Source organism: Rodentibacter sp. (genome assembly GCF_057314195.1).
Map to the genome: position 1 here is coordinate 15,688 of NZ_DBHLAM010000021.1, position 11,875 is coordinate 27,562.

Sequence of the window (11,875 nt, forward strand, 5' to 3'; positions counted from 1 at the left end):
ATGGCTTCCAATGCGGTGCTATTTTGAGAGTTCAACAAATTCGTTAATTTCTTTCAGTAAATATTCAAATGCGATTTAAGCGAAAATTTTCTGAAAAACTAAATGTATTTGGGTTTTGTCTTTTATACCTGGCGAACTCTCCACGCCGGAGTTCAGATCCACACCTAAACAACCTTGCTGAATGGCTTGCTCCACATTATCCGGCGAAATTCCTCCGGCCAAAATAATTTTGTGTTTTAAGTTTTCAGGAATCAACGACCAATCGAATGTTTTGCCGGTGCCGCCTTGTTGTCCGGCGGTTTGACTGTCGAAGACGTAACGCTCAATATTCAAATCATCGGCAAAATCAAACGCGTTTTTGGTTTCTGTATTCACCGAAACCGCTTTCCAAATTTGACAGAGGCCTCCTAATCGGGCTTTCAATGCGGTGCTGAATTCGATGCTCTCCGAGCCATGCAGTTGCACCGCGTAAAGTTGTAATTGCCGGGCGATTTTCACAATAAAATCAATTTCTTGATTCTGAAATACGCCCACAAAATGAAGGGGAGCTGCTGTCACAAGTTCTTGTGCTTGACGTAAACTCACGCAACGTTTGGAATGTTCGACGAAGATTAATCCGCCGTAAAGTGCACCGTTTTCGTAAACGATTTTGACATCTTGCGCGCGCGTTAAACCGCATACTTTGTTTTCCCCGAAAATCACGGCGCGAACCGCATTATTTAAATCACGACTTCCCATTAAACTGCTGCCGATTAAAAATCCGTGCGCAACTTTTTGTAATTGACGAACTTGGCGGTGATTGTAAATGCCCGATTCGCTGATAATACGCACATCAGCAGGAATGCGATCAGCATATTTTTCCGTGAGTTTTACCACGCGATTTAAATCCACGCTTAAATCATGTAAATCACGATTATTCACACCGATAATTTTTGCACCGAGCGCAAGGGCGCGTTCAAATTCTTCTTCGTTGCTGGTTTCGGTCAGCACGCCCATGCCTAAGGAGTGGGCGAGATCGGCAAGCACGCGATAGGTTTCATCATTCACCACGGAAAGCATGAGCAAAATTGCATCGGCTTGATAGTAACGTGCGAGATAAACCTGATATTCGCTGATCATAAAATCTTTGCACAGCATCGGCTGGCTGACGATATTGCGCACCTGTGGCAAAAATTCAAAATTCCCTTGGAAGTATTTTTCGTCAGTCAAAACAGAAATGGCGGATGCGTAATGTTTATACACGTTGGCGATTTCTTCTAAGTTAAATTCCGAACGAATCAGCCCTTTAGAAGGGGAGGCTTTTTTACATTCTAAAATATAAACCGGCTTTGTATGAGAACCTTTTGCCAACGCATCATAAAAAGAGCGGTTGGATTTTGTGATGTTTTTTTGAAATGCCGAAAGCGGAAATGACGCTTCTTTGGCTTTTACCCACGCGGCTTTATCGAGTACGATTTTTTGCAACACGGTGGCGGAATCAATAGGTTTGGAGAAGTCTTGGGTGATCATTATGTTACCTTTCCGGTAGGGTGTGTGAAATGGTACATTTCACGCACGCGAATAACAAAATGGTGCGTGGATTTTACAAATCCACACACCCTACGAATTAATACTGCGTCAATTTCTGCAATGTTTCAAACGCCTTACCACTTGCCAAGGTTTCCAACACATTTTGCGTATTTTGTTTAAGATCTTGATGACCAAACAATTTAAGCAATAGCGCGGTATTGGCAGCAACAGCGTTAGCGTGTTCCGGTTTGCCTTTGCCTTGTAAAAGTGCGGTCAGCATTTGGGCATTTTCTTGCGGTTCGCCACCACGTAAGCTTTCAAGGGATTGCGTTTTCAAGCCGAAATCTTCCGGGGTTAAAATAAAGTAGTGGATTTTGCCATTTTTCACTTCTGCCACCTGCGTTTCACCATGTAACGCCACTTCGTCCAAACCGGAACCGTGCACCACAAAAGTATGTTCATGACCTAATGCCACGGCCGTTTCCGCATAGGTTTTAACTAATTCAGGGGCATACACGCCAAGCAGGCTGTAATTTGGGCGAGCCGGGTTGATGAGCGGGCCGAGAATATTGAAAATCGTGCGTGTTTTTAACGCCGCGCGAACCGGTGCCACATGGCGGAAACCGGAATGATATTGCTGTGCAAATAAGAAACAGACGCCAATTTCATTTAAGGCTTGACGTGCGGTTTCAGGAGAAATGTTGACGTTGACACCTAATGAGGTAAGCACATCACTCGCACCGGATTTACTGGAAACGCTGCGATTGCCGTGTTTTGCGACTTTCGCGCCCATCGCGGCAGCGGTAATACAACTTGCGGTAGAAATATTAATGGTGTTTTGACCGTCACCGCCTGTGCCCACAATATCCGCAAAAGGATAATCAGGGCGCGGGAAAGGTTTCGCATTTTTTAACGAAGCCTCAACTGCGCCGCTGATTTCATCAATGGTTGCGCCACGTACTTTTAAAGCGATGAGCATGGCAGCGATTTGTTCGTTATTCAATTCACCTTGCATAATGGCATTAAAAATGGCCGCACTTTCTGCTTTATCCAGTGCTTTTCCGTTATAAAGTTGTTCTAATAATTGGTCGTGCTGCATAAATTATTCCTTTTTCTTAAACATAAATATCATAATCCAAATCACGCGCTTCATCGCCGGTCATGCCACGGAAGCCCCAACAATGTGCCGGTTGTTCTTTAATGGTGATTTCCACATCATGAGCGCGAATGCCGAGTTTGTATTCAAGTTCGCTGAACAGCATTTTGATCAAGCGTTTTTTTGTCCCTTCCATACGGCCTGCCATTAAGTTGATTTCAATGACGGTGTAATCATCACTACGATCGAAAGGGTAGTAGAAATCGTCTTTTTCTAAACATAAAAAACGAATAGCGTGTTTGCCTTTTGGAATATCTAAGCCGAGATAAAGGCTGTTGTAAATGACTTCTGCCAGTTGTTCACGACGTGGAGCGAGTTTGGATTTGAGTCCGAATACGGTGATCATATTTTCTTCCTTGGTAGGGCGGACTAAAGTCCGCCGTTGTTATCAATTATTTTCGGCGGACTGAAGTCCGCCCTACATTAATCTATTCAACAACCACTCAATCGATTGTTGCAATAACTGCGATCCTTGCACGGTTAAAATGCTTTCCGGGTGGAATTGGAAGGCGCAGATCGGTAATTCACGGTGGCGGATTGCCATAATAATGCCGTTGTATTCTGCGTTCACGATAAATTCCGGCGGTAAGTCTTGCCCCATTAGGGAATGATAACGCGCCACCGGCATTGGGTTGGCAAGATCTTTAAACATAGCTTCGCCGTCGTGCGTAATGCGAGATACTTTGCCGTGTAACACTTCACCGGCATGAACTACTTTTCCACCAAAGGCTTGAATTAAGGCTTGGTGACCTAAGCAAATGCCGATAATCGGTACCTGATTTTTCAAGCGTTCGATTAACGGCAATAAAATCCCTGCTTCTGCCGGTGTACCGGGGCCGGGGGAGAGCGCAAGCACGGTATCAGGCGTGTTCAATGCGGTGCTCACGAGCTGATCCAAATCGCAGTCGTTGTGGTAAATTTTCACGTTGTGCCCCAACACACGGAATTGATCCACAAGATTGTAAGTAAAGGAATCAAAGTTATCTAAAAAAAGAATATTTGCCATAATTTGCCTTCCTTATTTTGCTTGTGTATTGATTTGACGAATGGCTTTTAATACCGCAGCGGCTTTATGGCGGGTTTCGTCCGCTTCCATTTGCGGATCGGAATCCAACACTTCACCACAACCCGCTTGCACATGGGCAATACCATTTTGCACAAAGGCAGAACGAATCACGATACAGGTATCAAAACGCCCGTCGGATGTGAGATAACCCACGGCGCCGCCGTAGCTATGGCGTTTTTGTTGCTCAAACTGATAAATTAACTGCATGGCTTTGATTTTCGGTGCGCCGGTAAGCGTCCCCATATTCATACAGGCTTGATAAGCGTGAAGGGCATCCAATTCAGGACGAAGTTTGCCAACCACGCGCGAAACCAAGTGCATAATGTGGGAATAGCGATCCACCTGCATTAATTCAGCGACTTTACGCGTACCGCTTTGGCATACGCGCGCGATGTCGTTACGCGCCAAATCCACCAACATCAAATGTTCCGCCTGTTCTTTGTGATCAAGACGAAGTTCAAGTTCTAAACGGGCGTCTAATTCCGCATCAATATTGCCATGAGCATTAAAACCACGCGGTCGTGAGCCGGCAATTGGGTAGATTTCTAATTGACGATTTTCAGGCGCATATTTGAGCGCGCTTTCAGGTGATGCGCCAAACAAAATAAATTCTTCATCATTCATATAGAACATATAAGGGCTTGGGTTATTTTGTTTAAGTTGCGCGTAACTTGCGAGCGCATTCGGGCAGGCAAGAGAGAAACGGCGAGAGGGTACAATTTGGAACACATCGCCAATATTAATATGATGTTTCAAGGCTTTTACAATGCCGGTAAATTCCGGATCGTCAAAATTGGTTTTCACTTCATCGCTAGCAGATTTAATGGAAAGCACATTGTCGATATTTTTTAAATTTTGTGCGATGGAAAGGGCGGTTTTCGCCACATTCACTTGTTCTTCTTGCGCAAAGCAAAAACTTTTTAGCGTGGCTTGTTGGCTTTGGTGATCAATCGTAATGAGATGTTCGGCAAGATAAAAACTGTAATCCGGGCAATGAATGCCATCGTCTTTTAATGCAATCCCGTTCATCGGAATAAAATTGGCGACCAAATCATAAGCAAACAAACCGCCTAAGAATACCGGCGTTTGACTGTGTTGATAAAGATTGGAAATCACGCGCAAACCGTCAAAAATTGTCGCAGATTGGAGTTTGCTGTCTTCGTCTAATTGATTATCCAGCGGCGCAAAATCCACAGAAAATTCATCGTCACAATTGACCGCTCTTTCACTGCCTTTTGATTGCGTAAGTGCGGTTAAAATCGGCTGGATTTCTTTTAAAACTTGTTTGCCGTTAGCGTTTAAGGCTTTAAATGTGACGTTGTGACCTAAACAGCTAATTTTTACTGCGGCGTTAATTAAGATCAGACTTTGTAAACTGTTTTTGCTGCCGATTTCAGCGGAGTCGAGGAGGAGCGTATTCGGATGATTGCAAAGGGTATTAAAGATTGCGGTGGTATCTGCATGGTAAGGAACCGGTTGCGTGGTCACCGCAATAAAAGCATGATGTGACATAATGAAATCCTTTTTTGAAATTTTGTACTATTAGACTAGTACAAAAGAAATAAGTCAAGCGGATTTTCAAAATTTAAAAATAAAGCCATCATAAGGATGGCTTTACAATGAAGAGATTAAAGTGAACGAATAATATCGTTGATTTCCACTTTAGCGAGATGAATGGCCTTCTCAATTGCTTCGGCACCGAAGCCAATACCTTGCGCATAGACAAATTGCACGTCCGTAATGCCCACAAAGCCTAAAATCGCTTTCATATATTGAGTAACGGTATTTTTTTCATCATATAAGCCTCCGAATGTACATAACACTATGGCCTTTTTGCCTTTTAATAAACCTTGAGGACCGTTTTCAGTATATTGAAAGGTTACACGCGGGCGTGCGATAAAATCGAAATAAGCTTTTAATTGTGTCGGGATATTTAAGTTGTACATCGGTGCACCGATTACAACGACATCTGCCGTTTTTAATTCGGTAACGAGTTTGTCAGAAAGCGCAAGAAGTTGTTTTTCTTCATCGGTTTTTGGTTCACCGCGTACGGCTGTTGCCGCAGTTGCATCAAATTGCGGTAATTGGTTTTGCGCTAAATCACGTACTACGATGTTATTGCCTTGTAATTTTTCGATAGCATAATCGGCTAATTTGTTGCTTTGAGAATTGTCCGCAAGAATGCTGGATTTTAAGACTAGTACGTTGCTCATTTTGTTTCCTTTGAAATAATGGGGAGTAAAAAAGTGCGCTCATTCTAGCGATTATTTTTCAGAGATAAAGTTTTATTTACGAAAAGTATTTTTTCATTTTCGGAAAATATGCGCGCACGATTTAACAAGCCACACATTAAATGATAAAATCCGCGACCGCACTTTTATCCCGAGTTTTGCCGTTCAATAGTAGGAGCGAAGCGGATTCGGCGAAAAAGTACGGTTAGTTTTGTAAAATTTTTAAACGAACACGTCACCTTTCGTATGGGTGACCACTGTATTAAGGAAAAAACAATGCCAATTATTACTTTACCTGACGGTTCCCAACGTCAATTCGATCGTCCTGTTTCTGTGCTTGAAGTGGCGCAAGATATCGGAGCAGGCCTTGCCAAAGCAACCATTGCAGGTCGCGTAAACGGTGAACGCCGTGATGCGTGTGACATTATTGAGCAAGATGCAACTTTAGAAATTATTACTGCAAAAGATGAAGACGGTTTAGAAATTATCCGCCACTCTTGCGCACACTTGCTTGGTCATGCAATCAAACAATTATTCCCGGATGTGAAAATGGCAATCGGTCCAACGATTGAAAACGGCTTCTACTATGACGTGGATTTAGACCGTTCTTTAACCCAAGAAGATTTAGATGCAATTGAAAAACGCATGTTGGAATTGGCGAAAACTAATTATGACGTGGTAAAGAAACGCGTCAGTTGGCAAGTAGCGCGCGATACCTTTGAAAAACGCGGTGAACCGTACAAAATGGCGATTTTAGATGAAAACATCGAACGCACTGCAACGCCGGCGCTATATCATCACCAAGAATATATCGATATGTGCCGCGGCCCGCACGTACCTAATATGCGTTTTTGCCACCACTTTAAACTAATGAAAATTGCAGGTGCGTACTGGCGTGGTGACAGTAAAAATAAAATGTTACAACGTATCTGAATTGGAAACCTTCGTACGTACTAAATTAAAAGAATACGATTATCAAGAAGTAAAAGGTCCGTTTATGATGGATCGCGTGTTGTGGGAAAAAACCGGGCACTGGCAAAACTACGGTGATTTAATGTTCACCACCCAATCGGAAAACCGTGAATATGCGATTAAACCAATGAACTGTCCGGGACACGTTCAAATCTTCAATCAAGGTTTGAAATCTTACCGTGATTTACCGATCCGTATGGCGGAATTTGGTTCCTGCCATCGTAATGAGCCATCAGGTTCTTTGCACGGTTTAATGCGTGTGCGCGGTTTTACCCAAGATGATGCCCACATTTTCTGTACTGAAGACCAAATTGAAAGCGAAGTAACCAGCTGTATTAAAATGGTTTACGACATTTATAGTACTTTTGGCTTTACCGATATTTACGTGAAACTTTCAACCCGTCCGGAAAAACGTATTGGCGCGGATGAAATGTGGGATCGTGCGGAAACCGGATTGGCCAACGCGCTAAAACACAATGGTCTTGAATATGAAATTCAAGAGGGCGAAGGTGCCTTCTATGGCCCGAAAATTGAGTTTGCATTGCGTGATTGCTTAGGTCGTGAATGGCAATGCGGTACGGTACAATTAGACTTTGCCTTGCCGGGGCGTTTAGACGCAACCTATGTTGCGGAAGACAACAACCGCAAAACACCGGTGATGATCCACCGTGCAATTTTAGGTTCAATTGAACGCTTCATCGGTATCATTACCGAAGAATACGCCGGTTTTTTCCCAGCCTGGTTAGCCCCGACTCAAGCAATAGTGATGAATATTACCGATAGCCAAGCAGACTATGTGCAAAAAGTGGTGAAAACCCTTTCTCATGCCGGTTTACGCGTAAAATCGGATATTCGTAACGAAAAAGTGGGTTTCAAAATCCGTGAACACACCTTACGTCGCGTGCCCTATATGTTAGTTTGTGGTGATAAAGAAGTGGCGGAAGGCAAAATTGCCGTTCGTACTCGTAAAGGTACGGATTTAGGTACATTTACGGTAGAAGAATTTGCGGAAATCTTGAAAAATCAAGTTCGCAACCGTGAACTGAAATTGTTAAACGAAGAGTAAAATTCTTCTTTCACTAGTGGTTTTAGCACCGCATTGACGCATTGAAAAGGCTGGCTTTGCCAGCCTTTTTTCTTAATTAAAAAAAAGTGACGGTTTCTTAAGAATTACTTAAGATTTATATTGTTTAATTCATCTCAACAAAGCGATGGTGCTTTGATAAACCAACCTATTAACTTTTATTTAGAGGAAAATTTATGAAAAAATTAACATTAGCGGCAATCTTGGCAATCACAACTTCAAGTGCATTTGCAGGTTTTAACGATAACACCGGTACTCAAGGCGGCTTCCAACAACCGGTCTCAGAAGTTATCAGCGTGAAACAAGCCTTATCCGCAAAAGATAATTCAATGGTAACTTTAGTAGGAAATATCACTAAGCAAATTGATGATGACGAATATCTTTTCACCGATGGTTCTGAGCAAATTAAAGTAGAAATCAAAAAACGCGTATGGAACGGCTTAAACGTTGGGCCGCAAGATAAAATCCGTATCAGTGGAAAATTAGATAACGAAGCCTTTGAGAAAGCAGAAGTTGAAGTGTATCGCTTAGAAAAAGCGAACTAAGATGAAAAATGGTGAGTATAATGCTCACCATTTTGTTTTTGGATTAACGAGTAAAGTGCGATCGATATTATGCGAATTTTATTAATTGAAGATGATGCCCTAATCGGTAACGGGTTACAAATTGGATTAAGTCAATCCGGTTTTGTTGTCGATTGGTTTACCGACGGGAAAACCGGTGCGCAAGCACTTGATTCGGCGCCTTATGACGCGGTGGTATTGGATCTGACTTTGCCTAAAATGGACGGATTAGAGGTATTACAACAATGGCGGGCCAATAATCAGACTGTGCCTGTGCTTATTTTAACGGCTCGAGATGCCTTAGATGAACGAGTAAAAGGCTTGCAGAAAGGCGCGGACGATTATCTTTGCAAGCCTTTTGCATTAGCCGAAGTCGCAGCGCGTCTGCAGGCTTTAATTCGTCGTAGTTGTGGACATAGTGCGGCGCGATTAAACCACTTGAATGTGGTTCTGGATCAAAATCAGCACCGCATTGAACTGAACGGCAAAGCGCTTTCTTTAACCGCCAGAGAATATAAATTGCTCGAGTTATTTATGCTAAACAAAGATCGCGTACTTTCGCGTTCCGTGATTGAAGAAAAATTATCTACTTGGGATGAAGATATTAGTAGTGCCGCCTTGGATGTACATATTTATAATCTTCGTCAAAAATTGGGTAAACGATTTATCCGTACCGTTCACGGTGTGGGTTATACGTTGGGACAGGAAAATGGCGAAGAAAAGTCTTAATTTTCGTTTGATACTAATTTTATCTGCGACTTCGTGTTTAATTTGGCTTATCGCAACAGGCGTCGCTTGGCTACAAACGAAGAAAGAAGTCAATGATGTATTTGATGCGCAACAAATCCTTTTTGCCGAACGTTTGGCAAGTTCTGATTTGGAACATTTGTTATTAAACCGGTCAACGGATTCCCATTACGGTGGTTTTAAGCCTTATAAAAGGCATTATGATGACGATGCGCTGGCTTTTGCGGTTTTTACCAAGGAAGGAAAACGCGTATTAAGTGACGGCGATAACGGCGACAGATTTATTTTTGAAGCGAAAATCGGCTTCAGTCAAAATCAAATTGAAGGCGATGACGATGATTGGCGATTATTTTGGCAACCCGTCGGAAGCGGCAATTTAATTGTCGTCGTGGGGCAAGAGTTGGAATATCGTGAAGAATTGGTCAATCAAATGATTTTCGGCCAAATGTGGATTTGGTTTACCGGTTTGCCACTTTTGTTAGGAATTTTGGCATGGTTTATTCGAAGAGAACTGATGCCGTTAAAACACCTAAGTCGAGAACTTCAACAACGACGGCCGGACGATGTTTCGTTGCTTAAAACGACACGAATTCCGACGGAAATTTTACCTTTAGTTCAAAATTTAAATCAATTTTTAGGGCGTACATCGGCAATGTTGCAAAGAGAACGACGCTTTATTTCCGATGCAGCGCACGAATTGCGCAGTCCGCTTGCGGCATTACGCATTCAAACGGAAGTGGCGCAACTTGCCGGTGATGATGAAAAAATACGCGCTCAGGCATTGCTCAATTTAACTCAAGGCATAGATCGCGCTACCCAATTAATCGAACAGCTTTTAATGTTGTCCCGCTTGGACAATTTACAGGAATTGGAAGGTGTTGCGCCGATAAATTGGCAAGCAACGATTTCTTCTTTAATTGGCGAGCTTTATTTCAATGCGCAAAAATACGACATTGAGTTAATTTTTGAAGAAAAAGGCATCCCGCCTCCTCTTAAGGGGCAGCCGCTTTTGATTTATCAAATGTTAAGAAATCTTATTGATAATGCGATTAAATATGCGAAATCCGGCGCTTATGTGAAAATAATCTTAACGAAAGATCATATCGTGATAGAAGATAACGGTGGCGGTGTATCGGAAACCGATTTAATGCAATTGGGACAACGTTTTTATCGACCCGCGGGACAAAATGAAAAGGGAAGCGGGCTGGGATTATCGATCGTTTTTCGCATTGCCGAATTACATCGTTTTAAGGTTCACTTGGAAAATGTTACGGCTAGCGGCAAGGTGATTGGTTTTAAAGTTGTCATTTCGTTAAATTCCTTCGACGCGAAATAATCAGCACTTTATTTGCCTATTCGTTCGTTATTTTGCGTGCGTTCAATGCGGTGCTCTCGGAGGAGTTAAACGTTTTTCCGTAATTGAGTGAGCGCACTAAGTTGAAAGATAAAAATAAATCCGTACAATAGCGAACCTTTTTTAGGAACGGTCGTAATCTGAATGATTGGAGTGGAAATAATGAATGCGAGCTTTCGCGCCTATGTTGATCAACTAAGAGATGTGCATAAAGATAGCAGAGTTTATAAATTTAGTTATCAAGGACGGGATTTTTGGTTGAAACAGCCGGAAAAACTGTCCGGCATTTGGTTGCTGTTAAAACCGAATCCGAAACAATCGTTTATTAATGAATTGCACGTGTTGCTTGATTTAGCGCGACAACAAGCGCCAGTGCCCAATGTGGTTTATTACGGCGATGATTTTTTTGTACTGGAGGATGCGGGTTTTAGCATTTCTCATTGGATGGACGATCCGGCACTTTCGCAGGCACAAAAATTTCGTATTTTGTCCGATGCAGCTCAAGCGCTGATCGACTTACATCAGCGGGGGCTTGTTCACGGACGTCCGGCAGTACGTGATATTACGTGGAATAACGGCAAAATTACGTTTTTAGATTTTGAATCTCGTTCGAACAGTCAAAATAACGATTGGTTGATAACGCGCGATATATTATTTTTTTTCAATAGTTTGTGCCGTGAAGATTCCATTTCTGACCGCCTGATAACGGAAATTGTCACTTATTATCAAGCCCATTGTAATGGGAGAAATTGGGCGATAATGATCAATTATTTAGCTCGTTTTCGTTGGCTCTATTATTTATTTTTTCCTTTCAAACCCTTCGCAAAAAAAGATTTAATTGCAATTTATCGTTTGTTTGAACTTATTCATTAAAAGGAAGCACCATGAAAAAAATCTTTTCTGTTTTAGTATTGTCGGCTTTTTTAGTCGCTTGTTCGTTTGGTGGTGGCATTGGCGTCGGGGGCGGTAGTAACGGCGTGGGCGTCGGTTTAGGTATCGGTACGGGGATGGGTTTTTAAGCAAAAAACCGCACGTCGTATGTTAACCGTTTAACAATACAAAATTTTAAGGTTTTACAAAAGTTTGAAGATTTCGTAAAAATCGCTTGATCTTTTGATTTCGCTCATTATAATACGCCGCATATTTCGGACGCGGGGTGGAGCAGCTTGGTAGCTCGTCGGGCTCATAACCCG

The 11,875-nt window shown here is 42.4% G+C and carries 11 protein-coding genes, 1 tRNA gene and 1 pseudogene (1 of these 13 cut by a window edge); 7 read left to right on the top strand and 6 right to left on the bottom strand.

Going from position 1 to position 11,875, the window contains the following annotated elements; all coding sequences use genetic code 11:
* Positions 1–75 precede the first annotated feature (75 nt).
* The 6 genes from trpCF to ACO59Y_RS02370 form a co-directional block, all read right to left on the bottom strand.
* Positions 76–1,509 carry a bifunctional indole-3-glycerol-phosphate synthase TrpC/phosphoribosylanthranilate isomerase TrpF gene (gene trpCF, locus ACO59Y_RS02345; RefSeq protein ID WP_486130293.1) on the bottom strand — a complete coding sequence of 478 codons (1,434 nt, stop codon included), beginning with the start codon at positions 1,507–1,509 and terminating at the stop codon, positions 76–78.
* 97 nt (positions 1,510–1,606) lie between these two features.
* A complete protein-coding gene (gene trpD / locus ACO59Y_RS02350; RefSeq protein ID WP_486130295.1) occupies positions 1,607–2,608 on the bottom strand; it encodes an anthranilate phosphoribosyltransferase in 1,002 nt (333 codons plus the stop codon).
* Between the two features lie 16 nt (positions 2,609–2,624).
* Positions 2,625–3,011 (bottom strand): tautomerase family protein, encoded by a 387-nt coding sequence (locus tag ACO59Y_RS02355; protein ID WP_046949276.1) that lies wholly within the window; start codon positions 3,009–3,011, stop codon positions 2,625–2,627.
* 72 nt (positions 3,012–3,083) lie between these two features.
* Positions 3,084–3,671, bottom strand: a complete 588-nt coding sequence (locus ACO59Y_RS02360; protein WP_486130298.1) for an aminodeoxychorismate/anthranilate synthase component II — start codon at positions 3,669–3,671, stop codon at positions 3,084–3,086.
* A gap of 12 nt (positions 3,672–3,683) precedes the next feature.
* The gene (gene trpE, locus ACO59Y_RS02365) at positions 3,684–5,243 is read right to left on the bottom strand and encodes an anthranilate synthase component I (RefSeq protein WP_486130300.1); all 1,560 of its coding nucleotides are present in this window, start codon (positions 5,241–5,243) and stop codon (positions 3,684–3,686) included.
* A gap of 116 nt (positions 5,244–5,359) precedes the next feature.
* Positions 5,360–5,944: an FMN-dependent NADH-azoreductase gene (locus tag ACO59Y_RS02370; protein WP_486130302.1), complete on the bottom strand. Its 585-nt coding sequence runs from the start codon at positions 5,942–5,944 to the stop codon at positions 5,360–5,362.
* Between the two features lie 294 nt (positions 5,945–6,238).
* Between ACO59Y_RS02370 and thrS the strand changes: the two are divergent.
* The 7 genes and pseudogenes from thrS to ACO59Y_RS02405 all read left to right on the top strand — a co-directional run.
* A pseudogene (gene thrS, locus ACO59Y_RS02375) lies at positions 6,239–8,000 on the top strand (threonine--tRNA ligase).
* Positions 8,001–8,194: 194 nt separating this feature from the next.
* Positions 8,195–8,563, top strand: a complete 369-nt coding sequence (locus ACO59Y_RS02380; RefSeq protein ID WP_486130304.1) for a YgiW/YdeI family stress tolerance OB fold protein — start codon at positions 8,195–8,197, stop codon at positions 8,561–8,563.
* Between the two features lie 69 nt (positions 8,564–8,632).
* The gene (locus ACO59Y_RS02385; protein ID WP_486130306.1) at positions 8,633–9,310 is read left to right on the top strand and encodes a response regulator; all 678 of its coding nucleotides are present in this window, start codon (positions 8,633–8,635) and stop codon (positions 9,308–9,310) included.
* Complete coding sequence (qseC, locus tag ACO59Y_RS02390) at positions 9,291–10,664, top strand: quorum sensing histidine kinase QseC (RefSeq protein ID WP_486130308.1); 1,374 nt, start codon at positions 9,291–9,293, stop codon at positions 10,662–10,664. The genes ACO59Y_RS02385 and qseC overlap by 20 nt, the downstream gene beginning before the upstream one ends.
* Positions 10,665–10,826: 162 nt before the next feature.
* Positions 10,827–11,555, top strand: a complete 729-nt coding sequence (locus ACO59Y_RS02395; RefSeq protein WP_486130310.1) for a BUD32 family EKC/KEOPS complex subunit — start codon at positions 10,827–10,829, stop codon at positions 11,553–11,555.
* An 11-nt stretch (positions 11,556–11,566) separates the two neighbouring features.
* Complete coding sequence (locus tag ACO59Y_RS02400; protein WP_373604287.1) at positions 11,567–11,701, top strand: hypothetical protein; 135 nt, start codon at positions 11,567–11,569, stop codon at positions 11,699–11,701.
* 131 nt (positions 11,702–11,832) lie between these two features.
* Positions 11,833–11,875, top strand: a tRNA-Met gene (locus ACO59Y_RS02405) (it continues 33 nt past the right edge of the window).